11 protein-coding genes are annotated in these 16,336 nt (G+C 73.8%); 4 read left to right on the top strand and 7 right to left on the bottom strand.

Annotation, left to right across the window (positions count from 1 at the left end; genetic code table 11):
• Nucleotides 1–35: 35 nt before the first annotated feature.
• The 3 genes from OG553_RS20385 to OG553_RS20375 all read right to left on the bottom strand — a co-directional run bounded on the left by OG553_RS20385 (nt 36) and on the right by OG553_RS20375 (nt 4,406).
• Nucleotides 36–1,544: a protein kinase domain-containing protein gene (locus OG553_RS20385; RefSeq protein WP_405980365.1), complete on the bottom strand. Its 1,509-nt coding sequence runs from the start codon at nt 1,542–1,544 to the stop codon at nt 36–38.
• The gene (locus OG553_RS20380; protein WP_405980364.1) at nt 1,541–2,218 is read right to left on the bottom strand and encodes a hypothetical protein; all 678 of its coding nucleotides are present in this window, start codon (nt 2,216–2,218) and stop codon (nt 1,541–1,543) included. The genes OG553_RS20385 and OG553_RS20380 overlap by 4 nt, the downstream gene beginning before the upstream one ends.
• Before the next feature lie 106 nt (nt 2,219–2,324).
• A complete protein-coding gene (locus OG553_RS20375) occupies nt 2,325–4,406 on the bottom strand; it encodes an N-6 DNA methylase (protein ID WP_405980363.1) in 2,082 nt (693 codons plus the stop codon).
• 171 nt (nt 4,407–4,577) lie between these two features.
• Between OG553_RS20375 and OG553_RS20370 the strand changes: the two genes are divergently transcribed.
• The 3 genes from OG553_RS20370 (at nt 4,578) to OG553_RS20360 (ending at nt 7,040) form a co-directional block, all read left to right on the top strand.
• Complete coding sequence (locus tag OG553_RS20370) at nt 4,578–5,324, top strand: hypothetical protein (RefSeq protein ID WP_405980362.1); 747 nt, start codon at nt 4,578–4,580, stop codon at nt 5,322–5,324.
• Nucleotides 5,325–5,387: 63 nt separating this feature from the next.
• Nucleotides 5,388–6,152: a hypothetical protein gene (locus OG553_RS20365; RefSeq protein WP_405980361.1), complete on the top strand. Its 765-nt coding sequence runs from the start codon at nt 5,388–5,390 to the stop codon at nt 6,150–6,152.
• Between the two features lie 30 nt (nt 6,153–6,182).
• Entirely contained in the window at nt 6,183–7,040 is an 858-nt protein-coding gene (locus tag OG553_RS20360) for a hypothetical protein (protein WP_405980360.1), read from the top strand.
• Between the two features lie 13 nt (nt 7,041–7,053).
• Here the strand turns inward: OG553_RS20360 and OG553_RS20355 are convergent, their stop codons facing one another.
• A complete protein-coding gene (locus OG553_RS20355; protein ID WP_405980359.1) occupies nt 7,054–7,623 on the bottom strand; it encodes a GNAT family N-acetyltransferase in 570 nt (189 codons plus the stop codon).
• Between the two features lie 26 nt (nt 7,624–7,649).
• Nucleotides 7,650–11,189, bottom strand: a complete 3,540-nt coding sequence (gene mfd, locus OG553_RS20350) for a transcription-repair coupling factor (RefSeq protein ID WP_405980358.1) — start codon at nt 11,187–11,189, stop codon at nt 7,650–7,652.
• A 223-nt stretch (nt 11,190–11,412) separates the two neighbouring features.
• Between mfd and OG553_RS20345 the strand changes: the two genes are divergently transcribed.
• Nucleotides 11,413–12,825 carry a DUF2079 domain-containing protein gene (locus OG553_RS20345; protein ID WP_405980357.1) on the top strand — a complete coding sequence of 471 codons (1,413 nt, stop codon included), beginning with the start codon at nt 11,413–11,415 and terminating at the stop codon, nt 12,823–12,825.
• Between the two features lie 162 nt (nt 12,826–12,987).
• Here OG553_RS20345 and OG553_RS20340 read toward each other — a convergent pair whose 3' ends face one another.
• On the bottom strand, nt 12,988–15,561 hold the full coding sequence (locus OG553_RS20340; RefSeq protein WP_405980356.1) for an FtsX-like permease family protein: 2,574 nt from the start codon (nt 15,559–15,561) through the stop codon (nt 12,988–12,990).
• A complete protein-coding gene (locus OG553_RS20335) occupies nt 15,558–16,334 on the bottom strand; it encodes an ABC transporter ATP-binding protein (RefSeq protein WP_405980355.1) in 777 nt (258 codons plus the stop codon). Before OG553_RS20335 ends, OG553_RS20340 begins: the two co-directional genes overlap by 4 nt.
• Nucleotides 16,335–16,336 lie beyond the last annotated feature (2 nt).

Here is a 16,336-nt window from a genome sequence, read left to right as displayed (position 1 = left end):
GCCGGCCCGTTCCCGGGAGCGCCGCCCGGGGTCGGTCACCGCACCTGGCCCAGCCATTGCAGGGTGCGGCGGATCTCGACCGGGAGGGGGTGCGCCGGCCCGTGGACGCGGTCGGCGTCGTAGAGGAGGCGGACCAGGGTGTCGTGGGCGGCGGGGCGGTCGCCGAGGGAGAGCAGCAGGTGCGCTATCCGGCGGCGGACCTCCAGCGGCAGGCCCGGGTCCGGGTTGGCGTAGTGGTTCTCGAACAGGGGCAGCAGCGAGCGGTACTCCGCGAGGGCCGCCGCCGGTTCGCCGAGCTGCTCCAGGCACTGCGCGGCGTCGTAGCGGAAGCGCAGCGACTGGGGGTCCCCGGCCGGGAACTGTTCGGCGAGGCGGCGCAGTTCGGGCAGGGCGCGGCGGTACTGGCCGTCGTCCATGAGGGTGGCGGCGTACTGCTTGCGCAGGCTGCGGACCACCGGTGAGTGCTCGCCGTGCTCGGCCGCGGCGGCCGGGAGGATGTTGCCGAGGATGTCCACGGCCTGGGTGAGCCGGCCCTGGTCCAGGAGCTTGCGGGCCTCGTCGACGGCGCCGGGGATGTCCGGGCGGGGCGGCGCCGGGGGTGCGGCCGGGCGCGGGGGCACGGCGGCGGCCCGGTCGGGCCAGGGCGCCTGGGGGCGCAGGAAGGGCCGGGTGGGGTCGAGGGGGCCGGAGGGGAGGCGGCTGCCGGGGGCCGGGAGCAGCGGCACGAGGGCCTCGTAGACCTCCTGGGCGGAGCCGGGGCGGTCCTGGGGGTCCTTGGCGAGGAGGCGCAGCAGGACGGCCTCCAGCTCCGGGGGGATCTCGGGGCGCAGCGGGCGCACCGGGGCCGGGGGTTCGTAGAGGTGGCGGTGGAGGACGCCGAGGGCGGTGGTGCCGGCGAAGGGGACGCCGCCGCTGAGGAGTTCGTACAGCAGCACGCCGAGGGCGTACAGGTCGGTGTAGGGGCCGACCGCGCCGCCCATGGCCTGTTCGGGGGCCATGTAGGCGGGGCTGCCGATGGGGGATCCGGTGCTGGTGAGGCGGGTGGTGTCGGTGTCCATGACGGAGGCGACGCCGAGGTCGAGGACGAGGACGGTCCCGTCGGGGCGGACCATCACGTTCCGCGGCTTGAGGTCGCGGTGGACGATCGGGACGGCGTGCACGGCGGAGAGCACGGCGCACAGCTGTGCCACCACGGCGACGGCCCAGGGCCAGGGGTAGGGGTCGTGCTCGGCGAGGTGGTCGGCGAGGTCGGAGCCCTCGACGTAGCCCATGACGAGGTACAGCTCGTCGCCGTCGCTGCCCGCGTCGTGGACGGTGACCAGGCCGGGGTGGTCGACCTGGGCGGTGACGCGGCATTCGCGCACGAAGCGGCGGCGCAGCTCCTCGGCGACGGTGCCGGGGCCGGCGACCTTGTCGGGGCGCAGCAGCTTGACGGCGACGCGGCGGTCGAGGCGGCGGTCGTAGGCCGTCCACACCTGGCCCATGCCGCCCTGGCCGAGGACGGTGGCGAGCTGGTAGCGCTCGCCGATGAGGCGTTCGGTCACCGCTGGGGGTCCTCGAACGCCGTGGTGTTGGGGTCCTGGTAGGGGCCGCCGGGCTGCGGGGGCCGGGGCGGGTTCTGCTGGCGCAGGAGTTCGCTGAGCTCGTCGAGTTCGGCGCGGACCTGCCCGAGGCGCGGGGGCGTGGCGGGCTGCTGCGGGGGGACGGGCGGGCGGGCGTCCTGCCGTCCGGCCGGCGGGTAGCCGTAGCCGGGGGTGGTCTGGTGGGGCGGCTGCGGCTGGTGGAGCTGCTGGTGCGGCTGGTGGGGCTGGGCGTACGGGGCCTGCGGCGCGGGCGGGTACCAGGGTGCGGGCGCCGGGGCCAGGGCCTTGGCCTCGTGGTGCTTGATGTCGGCGACGAGGTAGTACACGCAGATCGCGAAGCCGGTGAAGATCGAGCCACCGGCGCCGAGGTTGCCCTGCCAGCCGTTCGTCTTCTCCGTCGGGTCGAGCCCGATGAAGGTGATCCACACGACCGAGAGCACCAGGCTCAGCACCAGCAGCGCCCAGTCCCGGCCCTTGCGGGTGAGGATGGCGAGCCGCACCATCGAGCCCCAGGCGAAGAACCCGCAGGTGAGGACGGGAAGCGCCGTGAACAGCACGCGCAGCGTCATCGCGGCCCCGGAGAGGGGCCGGTGGCCGTGGAGGCCTTGCTGCGGCGGGATGCCGGGGCCGTGCATCGGTGCTCCTGACGGGCCGTGCGGAAAGGTGACGGCTCGAAGCGTATACAGCGTTTCCGGCCGTTCGTGAGGGGATGGACCCAACCGTTGCAGGGTCGCAGCACGGTCACCGCGGTGTGACGCTGCCGTCCGACAGTCCGTCGTACATGCCCTGTACGAGCTGCTCCCCCAGGCGTCCCGCCAGCCTCAGCGCGTCCTCGAACTCGGCGAGTGCCCGGAAGCGGGCCCCGTAGCGCCGTTGTTCGGCCGGGGGCAGCCGGGGCAGCTGGAGCCGGCGCACGTCGAGGCGGGTGGCCGTGGAGGCGTGGCTGCTGGCGCGGCGGGTGTTGGCGGTGCCGCGCAGGAACCCGGCGAGGAACCAGGGGTCGAGGGCGGCCGGGTCGGGGCGCAGCAGCTGGAGGTTGCGGCCGATGACGGCGCCGGCCCCGCTGGCGGGGTCCTCGGTGACGACGCGGGCGGCGGAGAGGGCGCCGACGACGGGGACGACGACGTCGCCGGGTTCGGCGACGAGGGTCTCGCCGGTGTCGGGGGCGGCGGTGGCGCCGGAGCCGGCGGGCGCGGTGGCGGCCACCGTGCCGGAGGGGGCGGTTCCGGCGTAGACGTCGTACTCGGTGAGGACGGGGAGCTCGCCGCTGCCGGTGCCGGTGCCGGCGCGCAGCAGCAGGGCTCCGGCGCGGGCGAGTTCGCCGACGGTGGTCTGCGGGAGGGAGGCGGCGGGGCCGGCCGGTCCGGCGGGGGACGCGGGCGGCGGGGTGAGCCGGGCGGCGCGGGCGAGGGTGGCGTCGAGGCGTTCGCGTACGGCGGCCAGCTCGGCGAGGCCGCCGCGGGCGGCGGGCGGGGGGAGGTGGCGGGCGGGGGTGAGGTCGACGTCGTCGTCGAGGAGCTCGATGACGGGCACGACGCGGCTGACGCCTGGGGTCTCGGGGGTCGCGCCGGTGCGGTCGTACGCGGTCCAGGTGCCGAGGACGGCGTCGCGCACGTCGGTCCAGGCGGCCCGTGCCTGGGCCGGCCCGTCGGGGTCGAGGCCGGCGGTGTCCACGAGCAGCAGCCCGGCCGGGGCGGCGCCGCCGGGGGCGGGCCTGCGCAGCACCCACAGCTGGAGCGGGATCCCGTACGGGGGCGCGGCGCCGGCTGGGAGGGAGACGACGGCCCGCAGGGCGCCGCGGCGCAGCAGGTCGGCGCGGATGCGGCGGCCGGAGCGGCGGGCCGCGGCGGCGGGCGGCATGAGGAGCACGGCGGTGCCGCCCTCGCGCAGGCGGGCCAGGGCGTGCTGGATCCAGGCGAGTTCGGATTCGGTGCGGGCGGGGAAGCCGTACTCCCAGCGCGGGTCGTAGGCGAGTTCCTCGTGGCCCCAGTTGCGTTCGTTGAACGGGGGGTGGCAGAGCACGGCGTCGACGGCGGCGTCGGGGAAGGCGTCGGCGCGCAGGCTGTCGGCGGCGGCCGCGCGGATCTGGGCGGAGCCGTGCAGGGCGAGGCGGAGCGCGGCGAGCGCGGCCAGTTCGGGCGAGGCGTCCTGGGCGTGCAGGACGGCGGCGCCGGTGAGGGCGCGCAGCGGGCTGCCGGTGCCGCAGGCGGGGTCGAGGGCGGTGCGGACGCCGGGTCCGGCGAGTCCGGCCATGAGTTCGGCGCAGCCGTCGGGGGTCAGCGTGTACTGGCGGGGGTTGGCCTCCAGGTGGCGGCCGAGGAGGAACTCGAAGGCCTGGCGGGCACCGAGTCCGGCGGCGAGTTCGGCGACGGCCCGCAGCAGGGCCGGGGATCCGGCGGCGGGCCGCACGGCCACCGGGTGGCCGGCTCCCAGCCGGGCGGCGAGCGCCTCGTCCCGTACGGCGGGCAGCCGCTCGGCGAGCCGGTCGTCGGGGAGGGCGGCGAGCTCCAGCCACTGCGCGGGGCGGTCGCGTACGACGAGCAGCGCGGCTCCGGCTTCGACGAGCGCGGCGACGGCCCCGCCGGGGTGGGCGGTGATCTGCTGCCAGACGCGTTCGCGCAGCGGGACCTCCGCGAGCTTGCCCTGGGCCCGCAGCCAGGCCTCGACCTCGGGCAGCGCGAAGGAGGGGCTGGTCTCGGTGCCGCCGACGGGCTTGGGGAAGTCGGGGTGGCGGCGGCGCCAGTTGCTCACGGCGGCCCGGCCGACCCCGGCCAGGCGGGCGATCTCGGCGGCGGTGACCTCGGGGACGTTCTCCTCCAGCATGCCGGGAGCATACCGGTACACAGCCCGGAATCCACTTCGATCCGCTTCACAGCGTGAATCCAATCAATCCCGTGAATCGTGTTGACTCGGTTCACAGCCTCTGTTGTGATGATCCCGTCAACCAGCGGAGCACGCCGGCCGCACCGAGAGATCCGAGACAGGAGCACACCCATGTCCCAGTCCTCCACCCCGCGCCACAGCCGGACCGCCCGCCACCGGGTCCTCACGGGCACCGGCGCGCTCGTCGCCCTCGTCGCGGTCGGCGCCTGCACCGGGGGCGGCGGCACGGGCGGCTCGAAGGACACCGGCGCGAAGAAGCCGGCCGCGTCGAGCAGCCCGAAGCCGGGCGGCGGCCAGACGGCCGGCGGCAAGACGGGCGCGAAGCCGTCCGAGCCGAAGAAGGACGGCAAGAAGGCGGCGATGCGCGGCAGCGGCACCTTCCAGGTCGGCTCGGACCTCCAGCCCGGCACCTACCGCACCACCGGCAACAAGGGTCTGGGCTGCTACTGGGAGCGCGCCAAGGACGCCTCGGGCGAGGTCGAGTCGATCATCGCCAACGACAACGTCGTCGGCACCAGCTACGTGACCGTCGAGGCGGGCGACAAGCTCTTCAAGTCCACCGGCTGCAACGACTGGGAGACCGTCGACCCGAAGGCCGTGTCCGACGCCCCGAAGACCGAGGCCGCGGGCGACGGCGGCATGTTCAAGGTGGGCCTGGACCTCGCCCCCGGCACCTACAAGTCCACCGGCCCCGCCGCGGGTTCGGCCGGCTGCTACTGGGAGCGCGCCAAGAACGCCGCACACGACATCGACTCCATCGCCGCCAACGACAACCCCACCGGCCCCGCCGTGGTGACGGTCTCCGCGCAGGACGGCTACTTCAAGACCACGGGCTGCGCGACCTGGAAGAAGTCCTGACTCCGGACTCCAGTGCGACCGGATACCCTCCGGGTCCTGAACGATCCCAGGGGGGACCAGCTCATGCGCACCACCATGCCCACCGGCATGTCCACCGGCATGTCCGCGACCGCGACCGCACTCGCCTTCGCGGCCCTGCTGACCGCCACCGGCTGCGGCCCCGCGACGGGGACCGGGACCGACGCGGCGGCGAAGGCGTCACCCAGCGCCTCCGCGACGCCGCCCGACCCGCTCGCCGGCAAGGACCCGGCCGCCGTCCTGCGCGCCGCGTACGAGGAGACGGCGAAGGCCGGGACCAAGAACGCGGTCATCAGCCGCACCATCGGCGAGCGCCAGATGAGCGCCGGCCTGACCTTCGAGGGCGACAGCGACTGCTGGGGCAGCGTCACGGTCATGCGCGCCGGGACGGGAGAGATCCTCATGGAGGGCAGCAGGCTGTCGTTCAGGGGCGACGAGGGCTTCCTCAAGGACCAGTTCGCGTCCACGCCCCCCAAGTCGCCCGACACCGACCAGGGATGGATCGACGCCAGGACCTCCGACCCCTCGGTCGCACACCTCCGCGCCCTGTGCACGGCGGCCCGCCCCGACCCGGCGGAGCTGACCGACGTCCGCCGCGAACCGGACACGTACCAGAACGGCAAGCCGGTGGCGGTGTTCAAGGCGAGGATCCCCGGCGGCACGGAGATCACCGACCACGTCCTGCTGGACGGGGTGCCCTATCTGAGCAAGCACTGGCACCAGTCGGCGAACGACCACGGCAGGGTCGAATACGACGGCGTGCGCCCGACCGGGGCCGTGTCACAGCCGGCGCCTACCCTCGGAACCTGAGAACCGATCGCCGCTCCAGGGGGAACCGAGATGCGCAGCCGTACGAAGACCACCGCGACGGCACTCGCCGCCGCGGCCCTGATCGGCGGCGGGCTGACGGCGTGCGTGCCCGGCGACGGCCGGGCCTCCGACGTCGGCAGCCGGGCCCGCGCCGACCGGTCGCCCGCCGCGTCCGCGTCCGGGCCGGCCGCGCCCTCGGGCCCGTCGGACGCCAAGGGCGGGCGGGCGCTGACCGACCTGTCGGGGCCGGAGATCCTCGGCCGGGCCGGTGAGGTCACGCGCAAGGCGCAGTCCATGCACGTCACGGCCACGGTGGAGTACGAGTCCAAGCCGATGAAGATCGACCTCTCCCTCGACAAGAACGGCAACTGCAACGGCGCCGTCCGCCTCGACGGCATGGGGACGATGGACATCATCAAGTCCTCCGAACTCGTCCACTTCCGCGGCGACGCCGACTACTGGCGGGGCGCCGCCAAGCAGAAGCACGCCTCCCAGAAGCAGACGGACCAGATGGTCGCCGTGCTCGCCGGCCGCTGGGTGAAGCTCCCCGCCACCGACCCGCGCGCCGCCCCGATGACCGGCAGCTGCGACCTCGGCCGGCTGACGGACGACCTCGGCAAGGGAAGCCCGCTCGCCCGCAAGGGGGAGACGGGCACCGTCGACGGCAAGCCGGCCCTGGCCGTGATCTCCCCCGCCCGGCAGGGCACCCAGACCGACTGGATCGCGACGCGGGGCATGCCCTACATCCTGAAGTCGTCGATCAGCGGCGACACCACGGGCGCGGTGCTGTTCTCCGCCTTCGACGTACCGGTCGACACCGCCTCGCCGAAGGACTCCGACGTCCTGGACCTCTCGAAGACCGGCGGGGCGGTGGGCGAACAGGTCTGAACCGCCCGCCCGTTCAGACCCCGGCCGGTGCCGGCCCTGCGGCCCGGACGTGCAGGTGGCCGCTGAGCGGGAACTCGGGCGGGGCCGCCGGGAGGACGGCGCGGAAGACGTAGCCGCTCTTCTGCGCCACGCGGCAGGAGGCCCCGTTGTCCTCCTGGTGCAGCAGGTCGAGGCGTTCCAGACCGGAACCGGCGAAGGCCTCGAACGCCCAAGCCGTGAGGGCCTCCAGGGCGCGCGGTGCGACGCCCCGGCCCCGGGCTCGGGCGGCGGTCCAGTAGCCGACCTCCGCCGAAGGGGCCTCCGGCGCGCCCCTCTTGAGGACGGCGCCGCCCACCAGCCGGCCCGGCTCGCCCTCCAGCACCGCGAAGGCGAACCGCGCCCCCGCCTCCCAGCCCCGGCGCTGCTCCGCCACCCAGCGCAGCCCGCCGGCCGCGTCGTCCAGGGGCTCCGCCGTCCAGCGCCGCAGGAAGGGATCCGCGTACGCCTCCACGAGCGCGGGGACGTCGTCCTCCCGCCAGGGGCGCAGGAACAGGGCCGGGAAGTCCGCCGTCGCGGCGGACCGGAGGGTCGTCGGCGTGATCATCAGCCGATGATAGGCACGGCCGGGCGCTACGAGCCGAGGATCGTGGTCAGGAACTCCCCGGTCCACGCCAGCAGTTCCCGGCCGACGAGCGGCTTCCCGCCGACCCTGGCCGTCTTCGGCCGCGGCACCAGCACCTGCGAGGTGGCCGGCTTGAGGACCGTCCCCGGGTACAACCGCTTGAGGCGCAGCTCCTGCGACTCGCGCAGCTCCACCGGCCCGAAGCGGATGTTCGGCCCCTGGAGGGTGATGTCACCGACCCCGCAGGCCCGCGCCAGCATCCGCAGCCCCGCCACCAGCAGCAGGTTCTCCACCGGCTCGGGCAGCTTGCCGTAGCGGTCCGTCAGCTCCTCCCGCACGGCCTTGATGTCGGCCTCGGAGTTCGCCGCAGCGATGGACCGGTACGCCTGGAGGCGCAGCCGCTCGCCGGGCGCGTAGTCGTGCGGGACGTGCGCGTCGACCGGCAGCTCGATCTTCACCTCCAGCGGCGGCTCCTCCTCCGCCCCGCCGCCCTCGACGGCGGCCCGGTAGTCGGCCACCGCCTCGCCGACCATCCGGATGTACAGGTCGAAGCCCACGCCCGCGATGTGCCCGGACTGCTCGCCGCCCAGCAGGTTGCCCGCGCCGCGGATCTCCAGGTCCTTCATCGCCACGTACATGCCGGCGCCCATCTCGGTGTGCTGGGCGATGGTGGCCAGCCGCTCGTGCGCCGTCTCCGTCAGCGGCTTCTCCGGCGGGTACAGGAAGTACGCGTACCCGCGCTCGCGGCCGCGCCCGACACGGCCGCGCAGCTGGTGCAGCTGGGAGAGGCCGAAGTTGTCTCCGCGCTCCACGATCAGGGTGTTGGCGTTGGAGATGTCGATGCCGGACTCGACGATCGTGGTCGAGACGAGCACGTCGAACTTCTTCTCCCAGAAGTCGACGACGACCTGTTCCAGGGCCTGTTCCGACATCTGGCCGTGGGCCGTCGCGATCCGCGCCTCGGGCACGATCTCGCGCAGCTTCGCGGCCGCCCGGTCGATGGACTCGACCCGGTTGTGGATGTAGAAGCACTGGCCCTCGCGCAGCAGCTCGCGGCGGATGGCCGCGCCGATCTGCTTCTCCTCGTACGGGCCGACGAAGGTGAGCACCGGGTGGCGCTCCTCCGGCGGGGTGGTGATCGTCGACATCTCGCGGATGCCGGTCACCGCCATCTCCAGGGTGCGCGGGATCGGGGTCGCCGACATGGTCAGCACGTCCACGTTGGCGCGCAGCTTCTTCAGCTGCTCCTTGTGCTCGACGCCGAACCGCTGCTCCTCGTCGACGATGACCAGGCCCAGGTCCTTGAACTTGGTCTCCTGCGAGAAGAGCCGGTGGGTGCCGATGACCACGTCCACCGAGCCCTCCTTGAGGCCCTCCAGGGTGGCCTTGGACTCGGTGTCGGTCTGGAAGCGGGACAGCGCCTTCACGTTGACCGGGAACTGGCTGTAGCGCTCGGAGAACGTCCCGAAGTGCTGCTGCACGAGGAGGGTCGTGGGGACGAGGACGGCCACCTGCTTGCCGTCCTGGACCGCCTTGAAGGCGGCCCGGACCGCGATCTCGGTCTTGCCGTAGCCGACGTCGCCGCAGATCAGGCGGTCCATCGGGACCGACTTCTCCATGTCCTCCTTGACCTCGGCGATGGTGGTGAGCTGGTCGGGGGTCTCCGCGTACGGGAAGGCGTCCTCCAGCTCGCGCTGCCAGGGGGTGTCCGGGCCGAAGGTGTGGCCGGGGGCCGCCATGCGCGCGCTGTACAGCTTGATGAGGTCGGCGGCGATCTCCTTGACCGCCTTCTTCGCCCGCGCCTTGGTCTTCGTCCAGTCGGCGCCGCCGAGCCGGTGCAGGGTCGGGGCCTCGCCGCCGACGTACTTGGTGACCTGCTCCAGCTGGTCGGTCGGGATGTAGAGGCGGTCGCCGGGCTGGCCGCGCTTGGCGGGCGCGTACTCGACGAGCAGGTACTCGCGGGTGGCGCCCTGCACGGTGCGCTGCACCATCTCGATGTAGCGGCCGACACCGTGCTGCTCGTGCACGATGTAGTCGCCGACCTCCAGGGTGAGCGGGTCGATGGACTTGCGGCGCCGGGTGGGCATCCGGCCGAGGTCCTTGGTGGCGGTGCGCTGCCCGGTCAGGTCGGTCTCGGTGAGGACGGCCAGCTTCAGCGCCGGGTCCACGAAGCCGTTGTCGATCGAGCCGCAGGCGACGTGCACGATCGAGGGCTCCAGCGCCGCCAGGCGCGGCTCCAGCCGGGCGGCGATGCCCTCGCCGCCGAGCACCTCGACGGTACGGGCGGCCGGGCCGTGGCCCTCGGTGAGGTAGACGGTGTGCCAGCCGTCGGCGATCCAGCCCTTGGTGTCGGCGAGCGCGCGGGCGGTGTCGCCCCGGTAGGCCTCGGGGGCGTGCATGCCGAGCTTCAGCGTGTCGCCGCCGGCCAGGTCCTCCTCGCCGGCCGCGAAGGGGGACACGGACCACCACATCATGCCGATCTCGCGCGCGTGCTCGCGCACGTCCGCGATCCCGCGCAGCGAGGCCGCGCCGACGTCGATGGGGGCCTCGCCGCCGCCGGCGGTGGCCGCCCACGAGGCCATCAGGAACTCCTGCGAGGTGGCCACCAGGTCGGCGGCACGGGTGCGGACCCGCTCCGGGTCGCAGACCACGGCCATCGCCCCGGCGGGCAGGACGTCGATCAGCAGCTCCATGTCGTCGACGAGGACCGGGGCGAGGGACTCCATGCCCTCGACCGCGATCCCCTCGGCGATCTTGTTCAGCAGCTCGCCGAGCTCGGGGTGCTCCTCGGCCAGAGCGGCGGCCCGCTCGCGGACCTCGTCCGTGAGCAGCAGCTCGCGGCAGGGCGGGGCCCACAGACCGTGCTCGGCGATCTCCAGGGAGCGCTGGTCGGCGACCTTGAAGTAACGGATCTCCTCGACCTCGTCGCCCCAGAACTCCACGCGCAGCGGGTGCTCCTCGGTGGGCGGGAACACGTCGAGGATGCCGCCGCGCACGGCGAACTCTCCGCGCTTCTCGACCAGCTCGACGCGGGCGTAGGCGGCGGCCGCCAGGGCCTCGGTGATCACGCCCAGGTCGGTGGAGTCACCCTGCCGCAGGCTCACCGGGACCAGGTCCCCGAGCCCCTTGACCTGCGGCTGGAGCACGGAGCGGATGGGGGCGACGACCACCGAGACGGGCCCGGCGGCCGGGTCGTCCTTGCTCGGGTGCGCGAGCCGGCGCAGTACGGCGATCCGGCGGCCGACGGTGTCGCTGCGCGGGCTGAGCCGTTCGTGCGGCAGCGTCTCCCAGGCCGGGTAGTCGACCACCTCGTCGGGGGGCAGCAGGGAGCGCAGCGCGGCGGCGAGGTCCTCCGCCTCCCGGCCGGTGGCGGTGACCGCGAGCACGGTCCGCTCGGTGCGGGCGGCCAGCGCGGCGATCGCGAAGGGCCGGGCGGCGGGCGGGCCGACGAGGTCCACGTGCATGCGGTTGCCGTCCCCGGCCGCGGTGACCGCCTCGGCGAGGGCGGGATCCCGGGTGACGGCGTCGAGCAGTCCGTGCAGGCTCATGAGACAGGCTTTCCATCCGGTGAGGGGCGAGGGGTGGTGCCGGGGCAACGCGAAGGGCCCGACACGTGAACGGGCCGGGGGTTCCCACCCTATGACGCCGCTCCCCCGGCCGCGCGGGGCATTCCGGCTCCGGCGCGGGTGTGGCGGGTGCCCGGGAGCCGTCCCCGGCGGGGAACAGGGGGGCGGAGGGAGGCATTCCGGTCGGGGGTGAGAATCTGTCCGGATGCCGATACCCGGACCCACCCCGAGCCTCGGCGACCGCGCCGGGCGGGCCGGGCGCCGGGCGCCGTACGCACTCACCGCCGCGCTGTTCCTCGCGTACGCCGTGCTCTCGGTGACCCGCTACCGGCGGATGGAGGAGACCTCCTGGGACCTCGGGATCTTCGAGCAGGCGGTCAGGGCCTACGCCTGGCTCCAGCCGCCCCTGGTGGACCTGAAGGGCCCCGGCTCCAACATCCTCGGCGACCACTTCAGCCCGGCCATCGCCCTGATCGCCCCGCTCTACCGGGTCTTCCCGACCCCCGTCACCCTCCTCGTGGTGCAGGCCGCCCTGATCGCGCTGTCCGCACTGCCCGTCACCCGGGCCTCGGCGAAGCTCCTCGGGCGGGCCCGGGGACTCGCGCTCGGGGCGGCGTACGGGCTGTCCTGGGGGATCCAGCGGGCCGTCGAGTTCGAGTTCCACGAGATCTGCTTCGCCGTACCGCTGCTGGCCTTCGCCCTGGAGGCGCTGCTCGCGCGCCGCTGGCGGGCCGCCCTGGGCTGGGGGCTGCCGCTGCTGCTGGTCAAGGAGGACCTCGGGGTCACCCTGGCCGCCCTGGCCCTCGTCACCGCCTGGCGGGCCCGGCGCGCCGACCCGCGGGCCGCGCGGCTCGCGGCGGCCGTCGCCGTGGCGGGGGTGGCCGTCGCGGCACTGGTGTTCACCGTGGTGATCCCCGCCTTCGCCACCGACGGCTACGCCTACTGGGAGAAGCTCGGCGGCGGCGGCGAGGACGGCGCGGGCGGCGGACCGCTGAGCGGCCTCGGCACGAAGCTGACCACCCTCTGCTGGGTCCTCGTCCCCACCACCGGGCTCCTCGCGCTGCGCTCCCCGCTGCTGCTGGTGGCCGTGCCCACCCTGGGCTGGCGGTTCCTGTCGGGGGACCCGCACTACTGGTCCACCGACTACCACTACAGCGCCGTCCTGATGCCGGTCGTCGCCCTGGCCCTGGCCGACGCCCTCGACACGGCCCGGCGCAGCCCCCGGCCGCGGGTGCGGGCGTACGCCCACCAGCTGCCCGGCGCCGTGCTCGCGGCCGCCCTCGCGCTGAGCGCGACGACCCTGCCGCTGGCCCGGCTCGGCGAGTGGTCCGCGTACGGGAGGCCCGCGCGGGTGGCCGCCGTCGAACGGCTGCTGGCGCAGATCCCGGACGGGGTGCGGGTGGAAACGGGCTACGGGCCGCTGACCCGGCTGACCTCGCGCTGCCAGGTGTACTGGATCGGCGGCACCGAGGGGGTGCTGCCGGCGTTCCTGGTCTTCGACGCCTCCGACGGCCGGGCCGGCGACCCCGTCGACTTCGCCGAGCGGCTGCACCCCGGGTCGCGGTTCGCGCTGATGGGCGAGGCGGGCGGGTACGTGCTGCTCCAGCGGATGCGGTGAGCCGGCGGCGGACGACGCGACGCCGGCCCCGGACCGTCCCTGCGGACGGTCCGGGGCCGGCGCGTTCCCCCGTACTGCTCCCCCGTGCTTCCCCCGCGGGCCCCCGTGCTTCCCCCGTGCTTCCCCCGCGGGCCCCCGTGCTTCCCCCGTACGACCGCCCCGCTACTCGCTGGCGATCGCGTTCAGAACGTTCATCCGCCCCGCCCGGAAGGCCGGGACCAGTGCGGCGAACAGGCCCACCAGGGCCGAGCCGGCGAAGACGCCGAGGATCGTCGGCCACGGGATCTCCAGCACCTTCAGCCCCTGGAGGGCGAGGAGCCGCTGGGCGGTGGCGCCCCAGCCCATGCCCAGGCCGAGGCCCAGCAGGGCGCCGAACAGGGCGATGACCACCGACTCCAGGCGGATCATGCGGCGCAGCTGGCGGCGGGAGAGGCCGATGGCGCGCATCAGGCCGATCTCGCGGGTCCGCTCCACCACCGAGAGGGCCAGGGTGTTCACGACGCCCAGCACCGCGACGATGATCGCGAGGGCGAGGAGCCCGTAGACCATGTTGAGCAGCTGGCCGACCTGGTCCTTGAGGTCCTGCTTGTAGTCGGCCTGGTTGAGCACCTTGTACTGCGGGTACTCGGCCATGGCCGCCTTGAGCGCCGTGTACGCGCTGTCGGCGTGCCCCTTCTCGGCCTTGGCCAGCAGCATGAACGGGCGCGCCAGCCGGTCGGCCGGGATGTTGGCCTCGGCGGTCGCGGTGCTGATGTACTTCACGCCCTTGTCGAGGTTGCCCTCGTCCGAGGTGATCGCCGCGACCTTCAGCTTGACCGTCTTGCCGCCGTCGAAGGCGACCGTCAGCTCGTCGCCGACCTTGACGTGGTGCTTGTCGGCGTAGAGGGAGCCCACCGCCATGGAGCCGGGCGCGTAGGCGTCCTTGTGCTCGCCGGCGGTCATCTTGCGGCGCACGTCCTGGGCGTACGTCGGGTCGGTGACGCTGAGGCGGTCCTTGGCGGAGGTGCCGTCCGGGGCGGTGATCTTCGCCTCGACCTCCCGGTACGCGGTGACGTGGTCCAGGCCCTTGCTGGACCTCATGGCCTGCTCGGCCTGCGGCATCATCGGCTGGCCGCCCTGCGAGGCGACGATGTAGTCGGCGCCGACGGTGCGGTCGAGCTCGTCGGTGGCGGAGGCCACCATGGAGGAGCCGACCACCGACAGGCAGGCGACCAGCGCCAGCCCGATCATCAGCGCGGCGGCCGTGGCACCGGTGCGGCGCGGGTTGCGCAGCGCGTTGCGCTCGGCGAGCCGGCCGACGGAGCCGAAGGGCCGCAGCACGGGGGCGGCGAGCACCCGGACCACGACACCGGCCAGCAGCGGGCCGATCACGATGAAGCCGATGAGGCTGAACAGCACGCCGACGGCCAGCCACAGCGAGCCCTCGGAGGCCTTGTCGGCGGCCCCGGCGAGGAACAGGGCCGCGGCGCCGATGCCCGTGAGCACCAGGCCGAGGGCCGCGCGGACCCTGCCGGCCTTCTTGTCGCCGGGGGTCCCGGCGTCGCGCAGGGCGGCCATCGGGGAGACCTTGCCGGCCCGGCGGGCCGGGACGTAGGCGGCGACGACGGTGACGACGATGCCCAGCACCAGGCCGATGACCGGGGTCGTCCACTTGACCGTCAGGTCGGCGGTGGACAGCTGCATGCCGAGCTGGCCCATCAGCTTCATCAGGCCGACGGCCAGGCCCACGCCCGCCGCGACTCCGGCGAGGGAGCCGACGACGCCGAGCAGGAAGGCCTCGATGAGGACCGAGCGGTTGATCTGGCCGCGGTCGGAGCCGATGGCGCGCATCAGGCCGATCTCGCGGGTGCGCTGGGCGACCAGCATCGAGAAGGTGTTGAAGATCAGGAAGATGCCGACGAGGAAGGCGATGCCGGCGAAGCCGAGCATCACGTACTTCATGACGTCGAGGAAGCCCATGTCCTTCTTGTTGGCGGCCGCCGCTTCCTTGGCGGTCTGGAGCTTGTACGTGCCGTCGCCGACCGCGGCCGCCACGTTCTTCTTCAGCTGCTCGTGCGTCACGCCGTCCTTGGCGGTGACGTTGACGTGGGTGAAGGTGCCCGGGGCGCCGAGCAGCTTCTCCTGGGCGGTGGCGGTGTCGAAGTAGACGATGGCCGCGCCCGGGTTGGTCACGGTGAAGGAGGCGATGCCGCTGATCTTCGCCCGGACGTCACCGGTGACGGCGATGGTGCGCAGCTCGTCCCCGAGCTTCAGCCCGTGCTTGTCGGCGGTGTCGGCGTCGACCATCACCTCGGTGGGGCCGCGCGGGGCGTGGCCGGAGGTGATCTTCATCGACTTGAGCTCGTTGTCGTTCCAGCTGCCCGCGATGGTCGGGGCTCCGGTGGTCGACCCCATGTTCTCGTTCTTGGAGTTGACGACCGTGACGGCCATCGAGACGACGCCGCCCTCGGCGGACTTGACGCCCTCGGCGCCGCGCACCTTCTCCACGACCGAGCCGGGCAGGTACTCCGGCTTGCCGCGGCTGGAGATCTCCTCGCCCTCCTCGGCCTCCTTGGGGCTGACGGTGACGTCGGAGCTGGTGACCGCGAACAGCTTGTCGAAGGTGGTGGTCATGGTGTCCGTGAACACCAGGGTCCCGCAGACGAAGGCGACCGACAGCAGCACGGCGACCGCGGAGAGCGCCATCCTGCCCTTGTGCGCGAGGAAGTTGCGCCGCGCGGTCTTCATGACGGTCACGAGGTCCGCCCGCGCGCGTCGAAGTCCTTCATCCGGTCGAGCACCTGGTCGGCGGTGGGCCCGTACATCTCGTCGACGATGCGGCCGTCGGCGAGGAAGATGACGCGGTCCGCGTAGGAGGCGGCGACCGGGTCGTGGGTGACCATCACGATGGTCTGGCCCAGCTGGTCGACGGACTGGCGCAGGAAGCCGAGGACCTCGGCGCCGGCGCGGGAGTCCAGGTTTCCGGTCGGCTCGTCGCCGAAGATGATCGCCGGGCGGGCGGCCAGGGCGCGGGCGACCGCCACGCGCTGCTGCTGGCCGCCGGACAGCTCGGTCGGGCGGTGCTTGAGGCGGCCCGCGAGGCCGACCGTCTGGACGACCCGGTCCAGCCACTCGGGGTCCGGCTTGCGGCCCGCGATGTCCATGGGGAGGGTGATGTTCTCCAGGGCGTTGAGCGTCGGCAGCAGGTTGAAGGCCTGGAAGATGAAGCCGATCTTGTCCCGGCGCAGCTGGGTGAGCTTCTTGTCCTTCAGGCCGGTGATCTCGGTGTCCTCCAGGTGGATCTGCCCGCCGGTCACCGTGTCCAGCCCGGCCAGGCAGTGCATCAGCGTGGACTTGCCGGAGCCGGAGGGGCCCATGATCGCGGTGAACTGGCCGCGGTGGATGTCCACGTCCACGTGGTCGAGGGCGACGACGCGGGTCTCGCCGGAGCCGTAGGCCTTGACGACCTGGCGCGCCCGGGCCGCGACGGAGTCCTGTCCCCCGCCGCTCCCGTGCCTGGTCTCGGTCATCG

This window comes from Streptomyces sp. NBC_00158, from assembly GCF_045160885.1.
Taxonomy (GTDB): domain Bacteria; phylum Actinomycetota; class Actinomycetes; order Streptomycetales; family Streptomycetaceae; genus Streptomyces.
This window is presented reverse-complemented; position numbering and strand designations above follow the sequence as displayed.

Bases quoted from the DNA above. Each gene is read 5' to 3' on its own strand.
- OG553_RS20380 (WP_405980364.1), bottom strand. From the start codon at position 2,218: ATGCACGGCCCCGGCATCCCGCCGCAGCAAGGCCTCCACGGCCACCGG.
- OG553_RS20375 (WP_405980363.1), bottom strand. From the start codon at position 4,406: ATGCTGGAGGAGAACGTCCCCGAGGTCACCGCCGCCGAGATCGCCCGC.
- OG553_RS20370 (WP_405980362.1), top strand. From the start codon at position 4,578: ATGTCCCAGTCCTCCACCCCGCGCCACAGCCGGACCGCCCGCCACCGG.
- OG553_RS20365 (WP_405980361.1), top strand. From the start codon at position 5,388: ATGCGCACCACCATGCCCACCGGCATGTCCACCGGCATGTCCGCGACC.
- OG553_RS20360 (WP_405980360.1), top strand. From the start codon at position 6,183: ATGCGCAGCCGTACGAAGACCACCGCGACGGCACTCGCCGCCGCGGCC.
- OG553_RS20355 (WP_405980359.1), bottom strand. From the start codon at position 7,623: ATGATCACGCCGACGACCCTCCGGTCCGCCGCGACGGCGGACTTCCCG.
- mfd (WP_405980358.1), bottom strand. From the start codon at position 11,189: ATGAGCCTGCACGGACTGCTCGACGCCGTCACCCGGGATCCCGCCCTC.
- OG553_RS20345 (WP_405980357.1), top strand. From the start codon at position 11,413: ATGCCGATACCCGGACCCACCCCGAGCCTCGGCGACCGCGCCGGGCGG.
- OG553_RS20335 (WP_405980355.1), bottom strand. From the start codon at position 16,334: ATGACCGAGACCAGGCACGGGAGCGGCGGGGGACAGGACTCCGTCGCG.